We start from the raw sequence: 19763 nt of genomic DNA on the forward strand, positions 1-19763 counted from the left end.
GGGGCCTTCTTCGTCTACTCGGAGCATTACGACTCACGCCCGTAACCGCCCCGTTTCCAGAGCGCCGCATCGTCGCGGGTAGGTTGGTCCGCATGTCCTTGATCGGTTCCGGCCTGCCCGAAGTCGTCCGCATCGCGCAGGATCTGATCCGCTTCGACACCACCAACTGGGGCGGCGGCCGCGCCGAGGGCGAGCGCGAGGCGGCCGAATACATCGGCGACTACCTCCAGAAGGTGGGCCTGCACCCCGAGTTGTTCGAGCCGATCCCCCGCCGCACGAACGTGATGGCGCGCGTGCGCGGGCGCAATCCCGACAAGCCCGCCCTCGTGTTGCACGGCCACCTCGACGTCGTCCCCGCGATGGCGGCGGACTGGTCGGTCGACCCCTTCGCCGGAGAGATCCGCGACGGGATGCTGTGGGGTCGTGGTGCAGTCGACATGAAGGACATGGACGCCATGATCCTGACCTCGGTCGCCGACATCCTGCGCGCGGGTGAACTGCCCGAGCGCGACCTGATTCTGGTGTTCTTCGCCGACGAGGAGAACGGCGGCGTCGAGGGTTCGCACCTCGTGGTGACGCAGCATCCGGAATGGTTCGACGGGGCGACCGAGGCGATCAGCGAGGTCGGGGGATACTCGATCGCGGTCGGCGATCGCCGCGCGTATCTGCTGCAGGTCGGCGAGAAAGCTCTGATCTGGATCCGGCTGCGCGCTCGCGGCCGGGCGGGCCATGGCAGCCGCGTGCATCCCGACAACGCCGTCACCCGGCTCGCCGAGGCCGTCGCCGCGCTGGGCCGCACCGAGTGGCCCGTGCGGCTGACCGCGACCACCGAGACGATGCTGGCGGGCCTTCGCGACCTCGCCGACTCGGAGGAGACCGACCCCGATTCCCTGGCGGGCTCGACCGGTCCCGCCGAAGGCTTCATCCGCTCCACGCTGCGCACCACAACCAACCCGACCGGGCTCACCGCCGGCTACAAGCACAATGTGATCCCCGACATGGCCGAGGCTCTGATCGACGTGCGCACGCTGCCCGGCACCGAGGACGAGGCGCTGGCCGACATCCGGCGCATCGTGGGCGAGGACATCGAAATCGAGATCGTCGTCCGCGACATCGGCATGGAGGTGCCTTTCGCGGGCAGCCTCGTCGATGCGATGGTGGCGGCGCTCGGCCGCGCCGACCCGGGGGTGCCCGTCATCCCCTATCTGATGGGCGGCGGCACCGACAACAAGGCGCTCGCCGGGCTCGGGATCGCAGGCTACGGGTTCGCGCCGCTGCGGCTGCCCGCCGACCTGGATTTCACCGGGATGTTCCACGGCGTCGACGAGCGGGTCCCGCTCGATGCGCTCGTGTTCGGGCAGCGTGTGCTGACCGATCTGCTGCGCACCTACTGACCACCCGGGCGACCGACGACGCTCGAACCACCTCTGCACGAAAGGCGCCCATGCTTCTCGAGGCGATCATCCTCGGCCTGGTACAGGGACTCACCGAGTTCCTGCCCGTCTCCTCCAGCGCGCATCTGCGCATCCTCGGCGAATTCCTGCCCGGTGCGCAAGATCCGGGCGCAGCCTTCACCGCGATCACGCAGATCGGTACCGAGTCGGCGGTCGTCCTGTTCTTCTGGCGAGACATCGTCCGCATCGTCAGCCGATGGTTCCAAGCGCTGGTCGGCCGGATCCCGCGCAACGACCCGGACGCGAAGATGGGCTGGCTGATCATCATCGGCAGCATCCCGATCGTCGTGCTGGGGCTGCTCTTCCAGGATCAGATCGAGACGACGTTCCGCTCCCTCTGGCTGATCGCCGGCATGCTGATCCTGTTCGGCGTCCTGCTGGGCATCGCCGACCACGTCGGCTCGAAGAAGCGGCAGCTGAAGGATCTGACGATCCCGCACGGCATCATCTACGGGGCGGCCCAGTCACTCGCCCTCATCCCCGGAGTGTCCCGTTCGGGCGGCACCATCACCGCGGGACTGTTCATGGGCTACGAGCGCGCCGCCGCTGCGCGGTACGCGTTCCTGCTGGCCATTCCCGCGGTGTTCGGCAGCGGCTTCTACCAGCTGTTCAAGAGCTGGGGCGAACCGGGCGTCTTCACGCTCGGCGAGACGGCGGTGGCCACGATCGTGGCGTTCCTCGTCGCACTCGGCGTGATTGCGTTCTTCATGGGCTGGATTTCGAAGCACAGCTTCCTGCCGTTCGTGATCTACCGCGTCGCGCTCGGCACCCTGTTGCTCGTGCTGCTCAGCCTGGGCGTGCTCCAGGCATACTGAGTCGCACCGCGCCTGGCGGAAAGCCGCTACCGGCGCGGGTCGTCGCGGCCGGGCTTGCTGGGCCCGTCACCGCTGCCTGGGCCGCTCCCGCCGCGGCGCAGGTACTTCTCGAACTCCTGGGCGATCGCGTCGCCGGAGGCTTCGGGGGAGTCCCAGGTGTCGCGGGTGCGCTCGAGCTGGCGGATGTACTCGGTCATCTCTTCGTCGTCGGCGGCAGCCGCGTCGATCGATGCCTCCCACGCGGCGGACTGCGAGGAGAGATCTCCCCGCGGGATGGGGGCGCCGGTGAGGTCCTCCAGGCGGTCCAGCAGCGCGAGCGTCGCCTTTGGCGACGGCGTGTGGCCGGCGACGTAATGGGGGACGCTGGCCCAGAGGCTCGCCGAAGGGATGCCGGCGGCATCGGCGGCGTGCGACAGCACGCTCAGAATCCCGACCGGCCCCTCGTACGTGCTGCGCTCGAGGTCGAGCGCGCTGCGGATCTGCTCGATGTCACTGCCGGCGAAGACCGAGATCGGGCGGGTGTGCGGAACGTCGGACATCATCGAACCGAGCGCGACGAAGCCGGTGATGTCCTCGCGAAGCGCGACATCGACGAACTCGGCAGCGAACGCCTGCCATGCGCGCGCGGGCTCGACGCCGGTCAGCAGCCACAGCTGCGAGGAGCGCGTGGGCTTGAGGGGCTTGAGGATCGTCGCCTCCGGCCACGTCAGGACCCGCTTGCCGTCGCCGTCGATGGCCGTCTGAGGCCGGGTGTACTGGTAGTCGAAGTACAGTTCGGGATCGACCGAGAACACGGGCTGGTAGGCGCCGCTCTCGCGCAGATGCGCGATCGCCGCGGATGCGGCCTCGCCGGCGTCGTTCCATCCGTCGAACGCGGCGACGAGCACCTTGCGTCCCAGTCCGTCCACACGACCTCCTCGGCCCGCATCCTGGCATCCATCCGGAACGGGGTGCATCCAGAATAGGCTCCGCACCCGGATGACGGGCCGCGCAGTCCGCGGCGCGCCCGACGGAGGACGGTGCCGCGGGCTTCGGCTCGGCGACCGCTCACTAGCATGGAGCAGTGAGCGCGAGCACCCTGGCGGCCGTCCTGTGGGACATGGATGGGACGCTCGTGGACACCGAGCCGTACTGGATGGCCGCGGAGACGCCGCTCGTGGAGAGCTTCGGCGGCACATGGTCGCACGAGCAGGCGTTGCGGCTGGTCGGCCTGGGGCTCGAGGACTCGGCGCGCATCTTCCAGGACGTAGGCGTGCGCATGGGGATCCACGACATCGTCGACCATCTGACCGACGACGTGATGCGCCAGCTCTCGACGAAGGGTGTCCCCTTCCGTCCGGGCGCCCGCGAGCTGCTGGCGAGCCTGCGCTCCGCGGGCATCAAGACCGGACTGGTCACGATGTCGCTGCGCCGGATGGCCCAGTCCGTCGTCGATCTCATCGAGTTCGACGCATTCGACGTCGTGATCGCCGGCGACGAGTCAACCCGTCCGAAGCCGTTCCCCGATCCCTACCTTCAGGCCTGCGCTTCACTGGGCGTTGAGCCGCGCGACACGGTCGCGATCGAGGACTCGCCCAACGGCCTGCGCTCCGCGGTCGCCTCCGGGGCGGCGTCGATCGGCGTGCCGCACATGGTCTCGATCGCCGGCGCCGGCGCGCACGTGGTGTGGCCCACGCTCGAAGGCCGCACCTCCGCGGATGTCGCGCACTTCCATGCAGTGCACATCAGCACCGGCCACGCCCGCACTCGAGGAGAGCACCCATGACCGTTCAGCGCCCCAGCGGCCCGTTCCGGATCGGTGATCGCGTGCAGCTGACCGGTCCGAAGAACCGGCTGCACACCATCACCCTCCGTGAAGACGGCGAGCTGCACACCCACCACGGCGTGCTTCGGCACACGGTGCTGATCGGCCAGCCGGACGGCTCGGTCGTCACCAACAGCGGTGGTCATGAGTACCTCGCGCTGCGGCCGTTGCTGCGCGACTTCGTGATGTCCATGCCGCGCGGGGCCGCGATCGTGTACCCGAAGGATGCCGCGCAGATCATCGCGCAGGCCGATGTGTTCCCGGGCAGCGTGGTCGTCGAGGCGGGAGTCGGCTCGGGGGCGCTCGCGCTGTCGCTGCTGCGGGCGGTGGGCGACGACGGGCTGCTGGTGTCGTTCGAGCGCCGTGCGGAATTCGCCGACGTCGCGAGGGCGAATGTGGAGACGTTCCTGGGACGTGTGCCCGAGAACTGGCGCGTCGTGGTGGGGGATCTCGTCGCGGAGCTGCCGGGCGCAGTCGCCCCGGCATCCGTCGACCGCATCGTGCTCGACATGCTCGCACCGTGGGAGTGCATCGACGTCGTCGCCGATGCGCTGACGCCGGGTGGTGTCGTGCTCTGCTACGTAGCCACCGCCACGCAGCTCAGCCGCGTCGCCGAATACTTTCGCGGAACAGGACTGTTCACCGAGCCCGACGCGAACGAGACGATCGTGCGCGGCTGGCACGTCGAGGGCCTCGCCGTCCGTCCGGACCACCGCATGGTCGCGCATACCGGTTTCCTGATCTGGGCGCGCCGGCTCGCGCCGGGCGCGATCGCGCCCGAGCAGCGCCGGCGCGCGTCGAAGTCGAGCTACGGCGACGAGGATGTCGAGCTGTGGACGCCCGGCGCGGTGGGTGACCGCCAGATCACCGACAAGAATCTCCGCAAGCGCGTGCGCGAAGCGGAACGGGCCGCCGACGGAGCGCGGACCGCCGCTCTCGGTGCCGATGCCGGCGTTGACCCCGGCGTGCTCGAGTAGCGTCGAGTGGCTATCCGGCGACTGATGGCGACAGGGCGCGATACGGCGCTGCAGCGCCTGCTCGACCTCGATGCGGTTCGCCGCAACGTCGCTGGGCGGCACGGACCGAACCCGCATCTAGACTGTTCCGGTGCGCAAGATCCCCGCTTCCGTCGCGATCCTCGGCCTCGTCTGCGTCGGACTCGTCGGCTGCTCTCTTCCGGGCTCGACCACGTGCGACCGGTCTGACGAGGCCGACTCCACCGGCCTGTCCGGGGTGACGGTGTCGGGCATGACCGACCAGGTGCCAAAGGTCGGGCTGTACACGCCGTTCCGGTCGACGTCGACGCAGTTCGAAGACGTCGCGGTGGGAGACGGCACCCAGATCACGACCGACAGCCAGCTCATCGTGCTGGACCTCAGCATCACGAGCGGCACGACGGGCGACACGCTCTTCGCGACCGCCTACGACGGCGACCTCTCGGGCGTCGCGTCGCTCTCGCAGTGGATGCAGGTCGTGCCCGGGTTCGAGGACGCGCTCATGTGCGCCGGCGAGGGCTCGCGCGTCGTGGTGGCCCTGCCGCCGGGTGCCATCGAGCCGACGACGGCTGCGAGCCTCGCGCTCGGCGGGGACGACTCCGCGATCGCCGTGATCGACGTCCGAAAGGTCTACCTGTCAAAGGCGGACGGCGCGAATCAGTTCAACGTCGGCAACGGCATCCCCACCGTGGTCCGGGCTTCCGACGGTCGGCCGGGCATCATCGTCCCCGATGCCCAGCCACCCACCGAGCTGGTCGTGCAGACGCTGAAGAAGGGCACCGGCGCCGAGGTGACCGGCGACGCCCCCGTCCGCCTGCACTACACCGGCCTCACCTGGGCGGATCGCACCGTGTTCGACACGACGTGGGATGCCGATCCGAAATCGATCGCGCTCGACACGACGCCCGACGGCTTCCAGACGGCGCTGAAGGGACAGACGGTCGGCTCGCAGGTGCTCGTCGTCATTCCGCCCGACGAGGGCTACGGCGATCAGCCGCAAGGCGGGATCCCCGCGGATTCGACGCTCGTCTTCGTGGTCGACATCCTCGGCATCGACCAGCCCGCGGCGACTGCCCACGTCGACTGACGGGCAGGTCGATTGAGCGCGCTGGACGGTCCGGCACCCTTCGACGGTTTCCGAGGCGACGCCTAGGATAAGGGTCGTGCCTGCGAACGCCTCTGCGAAGAACCCGCCTGAGGAGCGCCTCGTCAACCTCGTCGTCGCCCTGGTCGCGACCGACCAGGGGCTGACGAAGGACACGATCCTCAGCTCGGTCTCCGGCTACCGCGAGAAGGCCGAGGCGGGCGCGTCCAAGGACGCCCTCGAGAAGATGTTCGAGCGCGACAAGGAGAGCCTGCGCCGGCTCGGTGTTCCTATCGAGACGATCGGCGACTGGGCCGACCCCGATGACCTGCGCGAGGCGCGCTATCGTGTGCCGACCGCCGAGTACGAGCTGCCGGAGGACATCGTCTTCACCTCCGCGGAGCTCGCGCTGCTGAACCTCGCGGGCGGCGTGTGGAGCGAGAGCTCGATGTCGGCCGAGGCCCGCAGCGGACTGCGCAAGATCCGCGCGCTGGGCATCGCGGTGGACGAACCGATCATCGGGTATTCGCCCCGCATCAGCCTGCGTGAGCCGGCGTTTGCGGCGCTCCAGCAGGCCATCGAGCTGTCCCGCGTCGTGACGTTCCCCTATCTGAAGCCCGGCGAGGCATCCGCGCGCACGCGGCGGGTGCAGCCGCTCGCGCTCGTCGAGTACGAAGGGCGATGGCACGTCTTCGGTGTCGATCTCGGTGTCCGGGCCGAACGCACCTTCCTGCTCTCACGCATCGTCGACGACGTCGCGATCACTCGCGAGAACTTCGACGCGGCACTGCGCGAAGGTGCGGGGGAGCGGGCGCTGGCCGGCCTCACCGCGGTCGCGGAGCACAACCGGGCGCTGCTGGAGGTCAACCCCGGCACCGAGGCCGCACTGCGACTCAGTCGCCGCGCGCTGCCCGCCGACCAGGGCATCCGCGTTCCGTTCGTGGACATGCACGTCTTCGCCGACGAACTGGCCTCATACGGTCCGGAGGTCCGAGTCGTGGAGCCGGCAGAACTGCGTGATCAGGTCATTGCCCGGCTGGAAGCCGCCCGGACTGCTCACGGAGGAGCCGCATGATCGCCCGCAAGCCGCTCATCGCGACCGATCGCGCCGCGCTCATGCTCCAGCTCGTGCCGTACCTGATCGGCAAGGGCGAGGTCTCGATCGCCGAAGCCGCAGACGAGTTCGACGTCACCCCCGACCAGATGCGCGCGATGGTCGAGACCCTCACCGTCATCGGCCTGCCCGGCGACGGCGGGTACTGGCAGATGGCCAACGACCTGTTCGACATCGACTGGGATCTGCTGGACGAGCGCGACATCATCGTCATCACGAACTCGGTCGGGCTCGAGCGAGCCCCCAGGCTGACCGCGCGCGAAGCCGCCGCGCTGCTGACCGGACTGCAGCTGGCGCGGGCGATCCCCGGCGTCGGCGACACCGAGTTGTTCGCCGGCCTTCTCGCCAAACTCGCCCGCGGCGCGTCCAGCACGCCCGCCGACGTGATCCTCGCGCCCGGCCCGGTCGACGCCGTCCGGGACGCGGTCGCGGAGGCGCTGAAGCGGGGAGTGTCGGTCTCGTTCACCTACAAGGCGCCGGATGCCGCTCCCACGACGCGAACGGTCGACCCGGTGAAGGTGCTGATCGCGACCGGTGAGTGGTACCTGCAGGGCTGGTGTCACCTGCGTGAGGCGATGCGCACATTCCACCTCGACCGTGTCAGTGACTTGGAGCTCACCGATATCGCGATCGAGCACGGCGCGGACCCGGTGCCCGAGTGGTTCGAGACGGGCGGCGACATCGTCGCGCGCATCAGCTTCCCCGAGTCGGTCGCCCCGCTCCTCGGGGACTACCTGGACCGCGCCACGGTCGACACGGCCCGCGGCGTCTCCACCGCGACCATGCGCATCGCCGACGAGAACAGCCTCCGGCGCTTGGCCACGCGTCGCGCGGGACTGGTCGAGATCCTCGAGCCCGAGTCTGCGCGCCGGGCCGCCGCAGCCTGGGCCGAGGCGGGTTTGTTGCAGTACCGTTAACCTGCCTTGGACCATCCCGGAACGGGCGGCCGCAACGGTATCCGAGAGCTACACTGGAAAGACGAACCGGAAGGACCCGACATGTTGCAAGGTCTCACAGGATGGCACTTCCTGATCATCCTCGCTGTCATCCTCCTGCTGTTCGGCGCCGCGAAGCTCCCCGCGCTCGCCAAGAGCATGGGTCAGTCAGCTCGCGTCTTCAAAGGCGAGATGAAGGCCATGAAGGAAGACGAGACGGCCGAGGGCAAGACGGAATCAGTCGCAACCTCCGTAAGCGAAGCACCGGTCCGCCAGACCACCGCGAACGCGAGCGGGGTTGCTGATACCAAGTCCTGACCCGCGCGTGGCCACAGCAGGGTCGCCGCGCGTCGCTGATCCCGGCGAGCCCAAGCGCGACAAGCGCATGTCGCTCGGCCAGCATCTGGTCGAGCTTCGCAAGAGACTCATGCTGGCCGCGCTCGCGCTCATCCTGGGCATGGTGGTGGCGTTCTTCATCACCGACCCGGTCATCTACCTGATCACGGAGCCGCTCCGCCAGATCGCCGAGAGCGAAGGCGACGCCGCCAAGGTCGAGTTGATGTTCAGCACGGTGACCGGGGCCTTCGATCTGCGGCTGCGCATGTCGTTCGCGATCGGCATCCTCATCTCCGCGCCGATCTGGCTGTGGCAGATCTGGGCGTTCATCATGCCCGGCCTGACACGCAAGGAGATCAAGTACACGGTCGCCTTCATCGCCTCGGCCGTGCCGCTGTTCTTCGCAGGCTGCTACGTGGGGCTGCAGCTGATGCCGCACATCGTGGAGCTGATGACCTCGTTCGTCCCCGACGGCGGCGCCTCGTTCTTCGATGCCTCGTACTACTACGACTTCGTCTTCAAGCTGCTGATCGTGGTGGGAGTATCCTTCGTGCTGCCGGTGTTCCTGGTCGCCCTGAACCTCGCGGGAGTGATCAGCGGCCGCGCCATCATGAAGGGCTGGCGCGTTGCCGTCCTGGTCGCCGTGGTCTTCTCCGCGGTCGCCACGCCGGCCGCGGACGTGGTGAGCATGCTGATGCTCGCCGGAATGCTCGTGGTGCTGTTCTTCGCGGCAGGCTCTCTTTCGATGCTGTTCGACAAGCGCCGCGCCAAGCGCGCCGCGACAATCCTTCCGCCCGATGCCATCGGCGTGACGGAACTGGGTCAGTGACGGACCTGAGTCCGGCGGAACGCTATGCCCGGGCTTCGCAGGACCGCAGCCATCCGATCACCTCCTCGTTCGCGGCATCCCAGCGATTCGAGCTCGACCCGTTCCAGATCGCCGGGTGCCACGCGCTCGAGGAGGGTCGCAGCGTCCTGGTGGCAGCCCCCACAGGCGCGGGAAAGACGATAGTCGGCGAGTTCGCGATCCATCTCGCGATGCGCGAACCCGCCGTGGGCGGGTACGGCGAAAAGGCGTTCTACACAACCCCCATCAAGGCGCTCTCGAACCAGAAGTTCCGCGAATTGCAGGACGTGTACGGCGCCGACGAGGTGGGGCTGCTCACCGGTGACACGAACATCAACGGCAGCGCGCGCATCGTGGTCATGACGACCGAGGTTCTGCGCAACATGCTCTACGCCGACTCGTCCGCGCTGCGAGGACTGCGCTATGTCGTCATGGATGAGGTGCACTATCTGGCCGACCGGTTCCGCGGGGCGGTGTGGGAGGAGATCATCATCCACCTGCCGCCCGTGGTGCGACTGATCTCGCTGAGCGCTACGGTCTCCAACGCCGAGGAGTTCGGCGACTGGCTCGACACGGTCCGCGGCGACACCGAGGTCATCGTCTCCGAGATCCGACCGGTGCCGCTCGAACAGCACGTGCTGGTCCGCGGCGACCTGCTGCCCCTGTTCGACGACAGGGCCGGCATCGCGACCGCACAGGTAAACCAGGAGCTCATGCGCATCCGGTCGGTCAAGGGAGCGAACTTCGAGAACAACCGTCGCGTCCAGGAGATGCGCAGCGATTCGGCCAAGAACGGCGGCGGGCACGACGCCGGCGGGCGCCACCAGGGGTCTGCGCGGCGCCCCGGCAAGGGTGGCCACCGCCCCGTGCGCCAGGCCAATGCACAGCGCATCGAGCGTCTGGACCGTCCCGAAGTCGTCAAGCTGCTGCAGCGAGCCAGCCTGCTGCCGGCGATCTTCTTCATCTTCAGCCGCGTAGGGTGCGACGCCGCCGTGCAGCAGGTGCGTCGCTCCGGCCTCAAGCTGACCACCCCCGAGGAGCGCGCCGAGATCCGCACCCTCGTCGAGGAGCGCGCGCGCGCCCTGCTCGACGAAGATCTGGCGGTGCTCGGCTACTACGAATGGGTGGACAACCTCGAGCGCGGTGTCGCATCGCACCACGCCGGGCTTCTGCCGGCGTTCAAGGAGGTCGTCGAGGACCTCTTCACACGCAAGCTGGTCAAGATCGTCTTCGCGACCGAGACGCTCGCCCTCGGGATCAACATGCCGGCCCGCACTGTGGTGCTCGAGAAGCTCGAGAAGTTCAACGGCGAATCCCGCGTCGCGATCACCTCGGGAGAGTACACCCAGCTCACCGGACGCGCCGGCCGGCGCGGTATCGACGTGGAAGGTCACGCGGTCATCCAATGGACCGAGGGCGTCGACCCCCAGCAGGTCGCAGCGCTCGCGTCGCGACGCACCTACCCCTTGAACTCGAGCTTCCGGCCGACCTACAACATGGCCGTCAACCTGATCGATCAGTTCGGCCGCGCCCGAGCGCGCGAGATCCTCGAGTCCTCCTTCGCGCAGTTCCAGGCCGACCGCGCCGTCGTGGGCCTCGCCCGCCAGGTGCGCGAGCAGGAGCAGTCGCTCGCCGGGTACGCGAAGGCGATGACCTGCGACCGCGGTGACTTCACGGAGTACTCGGGCATCCGCCGCGAGCTTTCCGATCTGGAGCGGCTCAACCGCAAAGACGCCAACGCGTCCCGGACGACCCGTGATGCCCGTCAGAAGCAGATCGCGAGCCTGCGCAAGCGGATGCTGCGGCATCCCTGCCATTCGTGTCCTGAACGCGAGGACCATGCTCGCTGGGCAGAGCGGTACTGGAAGCTCAAGCACACCGTCGAGAAGGTGCGGCGCGAGATCGACGACCGCACCGGCACAGTGGCGCGCATCTTCGATCGGGTCGTCGACGTTCTGGCCGAACTCGACTATGTCGCCGTCACCGACGACGGCGCCACCGTCCTGACGCCTGCAGGGCGCACGATGCGGCGCATCTATGGTGAGCGCGACCTCCTGGTCAGCGAGTCGCTGCGGACCGGGATCTGGCAAGACCTGGATGCCGCATCCCTCGCGACCCTCGCCTGTTGCCTGGTGTACGAACCCCGGCGCGACGACGCCGGCACGAGCGAGCGCGGTCTGCCGCGCGGGCCGTTGCGCGCCGCGCTCTCGGCGACCGAGTCCCTGTGGCAGCGGCTGGACGATCTCGAGCAGGAGCACCGCCTGCCCGGCACGGATGCCGTGGCCACCGGGCTCGCACCGGCGATGCACTTGTGGGCCAGGGGAGTGACACTGGATCGCGTGCTGATCGAGGCGGATATGGCCGCCGGGGACTTTGTTCGGTGGGCCAAGCAGACGATCGACCTGCTCGACCAACTCTCGCTCGTCGCGGACGCGCCGCTCGCCACGACGGCCCGCAGGGCGCTTGAGGCCGTGCGTCGCGGCATCGTGGCCTACAGCTCCGTCTGACCGTTTTACTCTTATGGGGTGCCTCTCACCCCTGCGCCGCGACCGATCCTGCCGCTGTGGGGCGCGGTGGCGGCATCCGTCGTCGGTGGTGTCCTCCTCACACTGGCCTTCCCCGCGCTGAGCTGGTGGCCGATGGCCTTCCCCGCCGTGGTGCTTGCGCTGATCGGCCTCGTCGGAAGACGACTGTGGTCGGCGGTCCTGGTCGGGTTCGCCTTCGGCGCGGCGTTCTTCTTCATCAATCTGGTCTTCACAGCGCGCTACCTCGGTCCCGTCCCGTGGATCGCCCTCTCGATGTTCGAGGCGATCCTCACCGCCGCTCTCGCGATCCCCATCACGCTCGCGTACCGCTGGCTCCCGAGGGTGATGCCCTCCACCATCTCCCGCCTGACCCTGCTCCCGCTGCTCGTCGCCGGCCTCTGGACGCTCCGGGAACAGATCGTCGGCTCGTGGCCGTACGGAGGCTTCCCCTGGGGTCGGATCGGAATCACGCAGGCGGGAAGCCCGCTCGCCGACCTCGCGTCGTGGGTCGGCGTGTCGGGACTGACGTTTCTGATTGTGCTGTTCTGCGCGGCGGCGATCGAGTACGTGCGGCTCGGGCGGTTGCGCGCCCCGCTCACCGCGCTTCCCGCTGCGGTGGTCGCGATCCTGCTCCTGGCCGTCCCGCAGTTCCCGACCACTCCGGCCGGCACCCTGCGCGTTGGAGCGGTGCAGGGCAACGGTCCGGCGGGATACTTCGACGTGCGCACCGCCGACGCGGTGCTGCGCGCTCAACTCGCGGCGACCGTACCGCTGTTCGGCGAGGACATGGACGTGCTGCTCTGGCCCGAAGGAGGAGTCGACTCCGACCCCACGGCCGACGCGACGACGGCATCGGTGCTCGACGCCGTTTCCGAAAGGGTCGATGCGCCGCTGATCGTCAGCGCCGTCACCGAACGCGACGGCGAGTACTTCAACTCGTCGCTCCTGTGGCTGGCGGGCCAGGGCCCCGTGCAGACCTACGACAAGCGGCATCCGGTGCCGTTCGGCGAGTACGTGCCGGATCGGGCGTTCTTCGAGCCGTTCGCGCCCGACCTGATCGGTCTGATCCAGCGGGAGTACACGCCCGGTGAGACGGCCCCGTTCTTCGATGTCGACGGGGTGGGTGTCGGACTTGCGATCTGTTTCGACGTGATCTACGACGACGTGATCTGGGACGGGGCACAGGAGGGCGCGCAGATCTACATGTTCCAGACGAACAATGCGGACTTCCGGGGTACGGACGAGAACCTGCAGCAGTTGGCGTTCGCTCGCCTGGCCGCGATCGAGACCGGACGATCTGTCGTCAACCTCTCCACGGTCGGCACGAGCCAGGTGATCGCGCCCGACGGAAGGACGATCGACGGTCTCGCCGCCGACGTGGCGGGTCACATGCTGACGGATGTCCCGCTGCGAACCGGTTTGACGCCGGCGGTGATCGCGGGGGAGGGGATCAAGATCTTCCTCGGGTGGGGCAGCCTGATCGCTCTGAGCGCTCTGGGACTGGTCGTCGCGATCAGATCTCGAAAAGATCGCAGCCGGAAAGATCGCAGCCGGGTCGACGCGAAGATGCCGGTCTCCGAGGGGACCGGCATCACTGGCTGAGGCTCAGGCGCTGAGCTTGCTCGCCGTCACGTCTTCGCCGGCTCCGCGCCGCGCGCGCACATAGGCGAGGCGCTCTTCGAGCAGCTCCTCGAGCTCGGGAATCGTCCGGCGCTCGAGCAGCATGTCCCAGTGGGTGCGGGCGACCTTGTCGTCGGTGTGGTCGACCGTCGCGGTGCCTTCGCCGATGCGCAGCAGAGACTCGGCACCGCATGTGCGGCACTCCCAGGCCTCGGGGACTTCGGCGTCTGCAGCGAAGGTGACGGCGGTGTCACGTCCGCAGGACGTGCACTTGTAGATGTGTTGTGCTCGTTCATGGAACACGACGCCCTCTTCGCTCTGTAGGCTCTGGGCGCCGAGTCGAATGCCGCGCAAACTGCGGTCTGCCATTGTGTGGTCCTCTCGTCGCTGTACAGGTATAACGTGACGACCTGGGTGGATCATCCGAACGGAGCCCCCTGCCGGGTCATTCACAGACGATGCTCAGGGCGAGGTCGGCGCGATCGGTCACAAGACCGTCCACGCCCATCGCCACGAACCGCCGCATGTCCGCCGGGTCGTTCACGGTCCACACGTGCACCTCGACGCCGTGCCGGTGCGCGGCGGCGATCAGCCGGGGGGTGACGATGCGCAGCCGGTCCTGTCGCTCGGGCACCTGAAGCGCATCCACGCCCGCCAGCGCGCTGCGCACCAGAGCGGAGGAGCGCACGGACAGGGCGGCCAGCACACGCGCGATCGTGGCGCTTCCGGCGGACGTCGCGGGACGGATGTCTCGCCCCGTCTGCTCGGCGGCGGCGAGTGCATCGCGCCGGCGCCGGTCGGAGAAGCTCGTGAGAAGAACTCGGTGCGCATGCGGTGCGACCAGCCGGCCGACCTCGGCCGCGGCATCCTTCGCCTTCACGTCGAGGTTGAACCGCACCGTCGGGAAGGCTTCGAGCGCCTGCTCGAGGGTGATCAACCCGCCGCGCGAGGACATCAGCGCGTCGAGTTCTCGAACAGTCACCTCGGCGACCCGCCGCGGATCGCCGGTCACCCGGGTGAGGTCGTCGTCGTGGAAGAGCACCACCGTGCCGTCGGCGGTCAGATGGCAGTCCGATTCGACATACTGTGCGCCGGCCGCATGTGCGGCCGAGACCGCGGTGAACGAGTTCTCGACGACACCGTGGGCGATGTCGGCCGCGGTGAGCAGCCCGCGGTGCGCGAGCACGCGAGGGCGCGGGGTGCCATCGAACCAGCGGTGGGTCACGACACCGGCGGCTCGGCGGGCCTCACTTCAGGTGCGGTCCGCTGGGCGACGTCGGCGACAGATCCCGCGAACGCCGTGCTCATGCCCTTGAGTGCCTCGGTGAACTCGCTCGGGATGATCCAGAGCTTGCTCGACGCGCTGTCGGCGATCTTGGGCAGCGTCTGCAGATACTGGTAGGCGAGCAGCTTGTCGTCGGGGTTGCCGAGGTGGATCGCGCTGAAGACCGTCGCGATCGCCTCTGCCTCACCCTGGGCACGCAGCACGGCGGCCTGTTTGTCGCCCTCTGCGCGCAGGATCTCGGCCTGCCGGGCTCCCTCGGCGGTGAGGATCGCGGACTGTTTGGTGCCCTCGGCGGTGAGGATGAGGGCGCGGCGGTCCCGCTCGGCGCGCATCTGCTTCTCCATCGAGTCCTGGATGGAGAGGGGCGGGTCGATCGCCTTCAGCTCGACCCGCCCGACGCGGATGCCCCACTTGCCGGTGGCCTCGTCGAGCACGATCCGCAGCTGGCCGTTGATCTCGTCGCGACTGGTGAGCGCCTCTTCGAGGTTGAGGCCGCCGACCACGTTCCGAAGTGTCGTCGTGGTGAGCTGCTCGACGGCGCCGAGGTAGTTGCGGATCTCGTACGTGGCCGCGCGCGGATCGGTCACCTGAAAGTAGATGACCGTGTCGATCGAGACGACCAGGTTGTCTTCGGTGATCACCGGCTGCGGCGGGAATGAGACAACCTGCTCGCGCATGTCGATCAGCGGACGCACCCGGTCGATGAAGGGCACCAGGAGGTTCAGGCCCGGCATGAGGGTCTTGTGGTACCGACCGAGACGCTCGACGACACCGGCGGTCGCCTGCGGGATGATGCGAATCGAGCGGATGATCATGACCAGCACGAAGATGAAGACCGCTGCGGCCAGCACCCAGCCGATGGCCGTCGGGATGAAGCTCTCGGGGGTCATGCGCTGGGTTCCTCTGCTTGAGCTCGGACGTAGGCGGTGGCGCCGTCGATGCGACTCACCCGGATCACGGTGCCGGGTTCGAGTTCGCCTTGCCGATCGGGGCGAGCGGTCCAGGTGTCGCCGTTCGACAGCTTCACCTGCCCGCCGTGGGGTGTGACCGTGGACAGCACCTGCCCGGTCAGTCCGACGAGCGCGGCCACGTTGGTCGGTGCCGGGTCCTCGCCGCGGCGCAGCCGCTTGAGCAGCGGCGGCCGCAACACGAGGATGAGCACGGCGGCGACGGCGGCGGCGATGATGACCTGCAGCCAGATCGGCGCTCCGATCAGGTCGGATCCGAGACCGGCGACACCGCCGATGCTGAGCATCAAGAACGTGAAGTCGAGCGTGAGCATCTCGATCACGAGAAAGACGAGGATCAGAACCAGCCACCCGATCCACGCGAATTGTTCGATGGCCTGGATGAACTCCACGAGTGTGCCTCCCTGTCCTTCGAACCTAGCACGCGGGGTTTCGCCCGGACCCGTGGCCGCGGCCGTCGACACCTGATTGGTAGGGTCGAGAGGTGACTGAGTCTCTACGTGACATGCCCCTCGCGCCCGGCTCGCTGAGCGGCAAGACCGCGCTTGTGACGGGTTCCTCGCGCGGCATCGGTGCCGATACCGTGCGGTACTTCGCGCAGGCGGGCGCAAACGTCGTCATCAACTACCGCAATAAGGCGCCGCGCGCCGAGAAGCTTGCCGCCGAGCTGCGCGGGCTCGGTGTCGAGGTGCTCGTGATCGGCGCCGACCTCACCGAGCCTGAGTCGGTGCAGGCGATGTTCTCCGAGGTGGAGCGGGCGTTCGGATCCCTGGACGTGCTCGTGCTGAACGCGTCCGGCGGCATGGAGTCGGGCATGGGCGAGGAGTACGCGCTGCAGCTCAACCGCGATGCGCAGGTGAGCGTGCTCCAGACCGCGCTGCCGCTGCTCGGCAATGGTGCACGCGTGGTGTTCGTCACCAGTCACCAGGCCCACTTCATCCGCACCACTCCGACGATGCCGGAGTATGTGCCGGTCGCCCTGTCCAAGCGCGCCGGTGAGGACGCACTGCGCGAGCTGATTCCGGACCTCGAGGACCGCGGCATCGGATTCGTCGTCGTCTCGGGCGACATGATCGAGGGAACCATCACCGCGACGCTGCTCGAGCGGGCGAACCCTGGCGCGATCGCGTCGCGCCGCGAGTCGGCGGGCAAGCTCTACGACGTGAGCGAGTTCGCGGCCGAGGTGGCCCGGGCCGCGGTCGACCCGATCCCGGACGACAACACCCGGCTCATCGGCGACACGAGTTCGTTCGCGGGGGAGTGAGCGTTGCGCGCTCGCTCCTGGACCGGCATCCACGCGCGGGGGCGTCACGCATTCAGGCTTCCGATGTCGTGTGAGCCGGAATCACCAAGAATCGCCCGGGATGAGCCCGGGCGATTCTTCGCGGCGACGATCTTGCGACCCTAGAGGTCTTTCTTGCCGAAAGTGAACGCACGCACGATCTGGATGATGCCGAGGACGATCAGCGCGATTCCCAGCAGCCACCACAGCGCCGCGATGTAGAGCGGCGAGAACAGCAGAACGATGCCGGCGATGATGCTGATGATCGCGAAGAAGATGCTCCAGCCCTTCGACGCGGCGTCGCCGAGCGTGGACAGCGCGACGATTCCCTCGATGATCCACAGGATTCCGACGAGGATGCCGATGAACACGGCCAGCCACGCGGTTGTGGCGCCGAGGTTCAGGAACGCCACGATTCCGGCGATGATGAAGATGATTCCGAGGACGATATGGCCGATGCGTGACCAGCCGCCGCGGGTCTTGGAGAAGATCCCGAGGCCGGCGTAGACGAGGCCTGCCGCGATCGCGTAGATGGCGATGATCGCGGTGACGACCATGGCCGTCTTGCCCGGCCAGGCGAGGATGAGGATGCCGACGATGACGGACAGGACGCCGCCGATGCCGAGGGCGGTGCGGATGCCGTTGACGGCTGATTTTTCCGCTGCGGATTCGGTAGACATGAGTCTTCCCTTTCTGGGAGTTACCTGAGAGGTGCGGTCATATCATAGACCCCGCAGTGGTCGGACTCGAGGACGAACGTCCCGTGTGTCGCCAGAAGACGGGATCTATCACTCCACCCGGATGATGCCGGGCGAAGCCGCCGCCGCTAACATCCGGGCAACCGGCGCGCCGCGACGGAGGCGGCGCATCCTGCACGGTGCGGTCGCAGAGCATGGATCGCAGGGGAGAGGTTCCGAATGTCCGTTCTGACTCGTATCGTGCCGGAGTGGATCCGCCACTACAAGATCAGCTGGCTCTCGGTCGACGTTCTGGCCGGAGTGACGCTCGCGGCGGTCGCCGTGCCCGAGGTGATGGGGTACACGTCGATCGCCCAGACGCCGGTGATCACCGGCCTGTACACGATCATCTTCCCGACGATCGTCTTCGCGCTGCTCGGCTCCTCGCGCCTGCTGGTGGTGGGCGCGGACTCGGCGACTGCGGCGATCCTCGCCGCCGGCCTGGCGGGCCTGGGCATCTCCGGACTGTCGCCGAATTCGTCCGAGTGGGTCGCCTGGACGAGCCTGGTGGCGCTCGTGTGTGGCGCGATGCTGATCCTCGCGCGAGTGCTCCGCCTGGGCTTCTTGGGCGACTTCCTCAGCGCCTCCGTACTGATCGGGTTCCTGACCGGCGTCGGCATCTCAGTGCTGACCGGTCAGCTGCCTGACCTGCTCGGCATCCCGAAGGGGACCGGCAACTGGTTCGAGCAGCAGTGGAGCACACTGACCCACCTGACGGACGCCAGTCTGTGGACGGTCGCGTTCGCCGCGGGAACCCTCGTCATCATCGTCGGCGGCAAGCTCATCAACCCCAAGATCCCCGGTGCCGTGATCGCCGTCGTGCTGTCGATCATCCTGTCCAATGTGCTGGACGCATCCAGCCACGGGGTGGCCGTCATCGGCCCGGTGCAGGGCGGAATGCCGCCTTTCGGACTTCCGCAGGGCATCGATCTGAGCGACATCCCGGCGGTGATGGGAGTCGCCCTGTCATGCTTCTTCCTGATCATCGCGCAGAGCGCCGCAACCTCGCGCAGCTTCGCGATGAAGCACAGCGAGCGGGTCGACGTCAACAAAGACATCCTGGGTCTGGCGGGAGCGAACATCGCCGCCGGGCTCACCGGCACGTTCGTCGTGAACGGAAGCCCGACCAAGACCGAGATCCTCGACGAGCAGCGCGGCCGCAGCCAGATGGCCAACATCACGATGTCGCTCGTGGTGATCGTCGTGGTGCTGTTCCTCACGAGGTACCTCACCAACATGCCCGTGGCGGTGCTGGCGGCGATCGTGTTCATGATCGGCCTCGGTCTGGTGGACCTGAAGGGGCTCCGACGGATCCGGGCGGCCCGCATCAGCGAGTTCGTCATCGCGCTGGTCACGGCCATCGTGGTCTTCGCCTGGGGCGTCGAACAGGGCATCATCCTCGCGATCGCGCTCTCGGTGATCGAGCTCGTGCGCCGGGCATACACGCCGACGGACTTCCTCGTGGGAGTCGACAAGGATGGGGAGCCGACCTACACGCCGGCTGAGCCGGGCAGCGAGAGCCTTCCCGGGCTGCTCGTGTTCCGCTTCGACTCTCGGCTGTTCTACGCGAACGCGAGCCTGTTCGTCGACCGCATCCAAGAGCTCATCGCCGCGGCGCCCTCCGATGTGCGCTGGCTCATCCTGGATTGCTCCTCGATCGGCGACATCGACTACTCGGCGAGCCTCAACCTGGCGGGACTCATCGAGGCACTGCACGCCGAGAAGCGGATCTTCGCATTGGCCGATGTCGATCCGACACTCATGCAGGTGCTCACGAAGCTCGAGACCCTCGAGCACTTCGACAACGCGCACATCTACCCGACCGTGCAGGAAGCCGTCGCAGCGTTCCGGGCAGACACGACGACGCCGGCACCGTAGATCTCTGCAGCGGGCACGCGCGGTATTTACCGATAATGCACATTATGTCAACTCAGATGGCAACCGCCCGCGCTGCGTCGTTTT

At 68.0% G+C, this 19763-nt stretch carries 19 protein-coding genes; 13 read left to right on the top strand and 6 right to left on the bottom strand.

What is annotated here, in order from left to right; translation table 11 throughout:
- Positions 1-92: 92 nt before the first annotated feature.
- Positions 93-1394, top strand: a complete 1302-nt coding sequence (locus QZV84_RS01825; RefSeq protein ID WP_292824444.1) for a M20/M25/M40 family metallo-hydrolase — start codon at positions 93-95, stop codon at positions 1392-1394.
- A 50-nt stretch (positions 1395-1444) separates the two neighbouring features.
- On the top strand, positions 1445-2269 hold the full coding sequence (locus QZV84_RS01830; protein WP_292824447.1) for an undecaprenyl-diphosphate phosphatase: 825 nt from the start codon (positions 1445-1447) through the stop codon (positions 2267-2269).
- A 26-nt stretch (positions 2270-2295) separates the two neighbouring features.
- Here the strand turns inward: QZV84_RS01830 and QZV84_RS01835 are convergent, their stop codons facing one another.
- Complete coding sequence (locus QZV84_RS01835; protein WP_292824450.1) at positions 2296-3177, bottom strand: PAC2 family protein; 882 nt, start codon at positions 3175-3177, stop codon at positions 2296-2298.
- A 155-nt stretch (positions 3178-3332) separates the two neighbouring features.
- On the opposite strand from QZV84_RS01835, the gene QZV84_RS01840 reads away from it, so the two are divergent.
- From QZV84_RS01840 to lnt, 9 genes are all read left to right on the top strand, one after another.
- A complete protein-coding gene (locus QZV84_RS01840; RefSeq protein ID WP_292824452.1) occupies positions 3333-4034 on the top strand; it encodes an HAD family phosphatase in 702 nt (233 codons plus the stop codon).
- Positions 4031-5050 carry a tRNA (adenine-N1)-methyltransferase gene (locus QZV84_RS01845; protein ID WP_292824455.1) on the top strand — a complete coding sequence of 340 codons (1020 nt, stop codon included), beginning with the start codon at positions 4031-4033 and terminating at the stop codon, positions 5048-5050. The genes QZV84_RS01840 and QZV84_RS01845 overlap by 4 nt, the downstream gene beginning before the upstream one ends.
- 130 nt (positions 5051-5180) lie before the next feature.
- Positions 5181-6155, top strand: a complete 975-nt coding sequence (locus QZV84_RS01850) for an FKBP-type peptidyl-prolyl cis-trans isomerase (protein ID WP_292824458.1) — start codon at positions 5181-5183, stop codon at positions 6153-6155.
- A gap of 76 nt (positions 6156-6231) precedes the next feature.
- Positions 6232-7227, top strand: a complete 996-nt coding sequence (locus QZV84_RS01855; protein ID WP_292824461.1) for a WYL domain-containing protein — start codon at positions 6232-6234, stop codon at positions 7225-7227.
- Entirely contained in the window at positions 7224-8183 is a 960-nt protein-coding gene (locus QZV84_RS01860) for a WYL domain-containing protein (RefSeq protein ID WP_292824464.1), read from the top strand. The genes QZV84_RS01855 and QZV84_RS01860 overlap by 4 nt, the downstream gene beginning before the upstream one ends.
- Before the next feature lie 81 nt (positions 8184-8264).
- Positions 8265-8519 (top strand): twin-arginine translocase TatA/TatE family subunit, encoded by a 255-nt coding sequence (gene tatA / locus QZV84_RS01865; protein WP_292824467.1) that lies wholly within the window; start codon positions 8265-8267, stop codon positions 8517-8519.
- Between the two features lie 67 nt (positions 8520-8586).
- The gene (tatC, locus tag QZV84_RS01870; protein ID WP_292824507.1) at positions 8587-9366 is read left to right on the top strand and encodes a twin-arginine translocase subunit TatC; all 780 of its coding nucleotides are present in this window, start codon (positions 8587-8589) and stop codon (positions 9364-9366) included.
- On the top strand, positions 9363-11891 hold the full coding sequence (locus QZV84_RS01875) for a DEAD/DEAH box helicase (protein WP_292824470.1): 2529 nt from the start codon (positions 9363-9365) through the stop codon (positions 11889-11891). Before tatC ends, QZV84_RS01875 begins: the two co-directional genes overlap by 4 nt.
- Positions 11892-11909: 18 nt before the next feature.
- Complete coding sequence (gene lnt, locus QZV84_RS01880; protein ID WP_292824473.1) at positions 11910-13511, top strand: apolipoprotein N-acyltransferase; 1602 nt, start codon at positions 11910-11912, stop codon at positions 13509-13511.
- Positions 13512-13514: 3 nt separating this feature from the next.
- Here the strand turns inward: lnt and QZV84_RS01885 are convergent, their stop codons facing one another.
- The 4 genes from QZV84_RS01885 to QZV84_RS01900 all read right to left on the bottom strand — a co-directional run bounded on the left by QZV84_RS01885 (position 13515) and on the right by QZV84_RS01900 (position 16174).
- Complete coding sequence (locus QZV84_RS01885; protein WP_292824476.1) at positions 13515-13898, bottom strand: RNA polymerase-binding protein RbpA; 384 nt, start codon at positions 13896-13898, stop codon at positions 13515-13517.
- A 76-nt stretch (positions 13899-13974) separates the two neighbouring features.
- The gene (locus QZV84_RS01890; RefSeq protein ID WP_292824479.1) at positions 13975-14754 is read right to left on the bottom strand and encodes a glycerophosphodiester phosphodiesterase family protein; all 780 of its coding nucleotides are present in this window, start codon (positions 14752-14754) and stop codon (positions 13975-13977) included.
- A complete protein-coding gene (locus QZV84_RS01895) occupies positions 14751-15704 on the bottom strand; it encodes an SPFH domain-containing protein (RefSeq protein WP_292824483.1) in 954 nt (317 codons plus the stop codon). Before QZV84_RS01895 ends, QZV84_RS01890 begins: the two co-directional genes overlap by 4 nt.
- The gene (locus tag QZV84_RS01900) at positions 15701-16174 is read right to left on the bottom strand and encodes an NfeD family protein (protein WP_292824487.1); all 474 of its coding nucleotides are present in this window, start codon (positions 16172-16174) and stop codon (positions 15701-15703) included. Before QZV84_RS01900 ends, QZV84_RS01895 begins: the two co-directional genes overlap by 4 nt.
- A 113-nt stretch (positions 16175-16287) precedes the next feature.
- Between QZV84_RS01900 and QZV84_RS01905 the strand changes: the two genes are divergently transcribed.
- The gene (locus QZV84_RS01905) at positions 16288-17046 is read left to right on the top strand and encodes an SDR family oxidoreductase (RefSeq protein WP_292824510.1); all 759 of its coding nucleotides are present in this window, start codon (positions 16288-16290) and stop codon (positions 17044-17046) included.
- A 140-nt stretch (positions 17047-17186) separates the two neighbouring features.
- Here the strand turns inward: QZV84_RS01905 and QZV84_RS01910 are convergent, their stop codons facing one another.
- Positions 17187-17744 (bottom strand): DUF308 domain-containing protein, encoded by a 558-nt coding sequence (locus tag QZV84_RS01910; protein ID WP_292824490.1) that lies wholly within the window; start codon positions 17742-17744, stop codon positions 17187-17189.
- A gap of 237 nt (positions 17745-17981) precedes the next feature.
- Here QZV84_RS01910 and QZV84_RS01915 point away from each other — a divergent pair, with 237 nt between their 5' ends.
- Positions 17982-19679: a SulP family inorganic anion transporter gene (locus QZV84_RS01915; RefSeq protein ID WP_292824493.1), complete on the top strand. Its 1698-nt coding sequence runs from the start codon at positions 17982-17984 to the stop codon at positions 19677-19679.
- Positions 19680-19763: the final 84 nt, after the last annotated feature.

It is taken from the genome of Microbacterium sp., from assembly GCF_011620715.1.
Classification (GTDB): Bacteria; Actinomycetota; Actinomycetes; order Actinomycetales; family Microbacteriaceae; genus Microbacterium.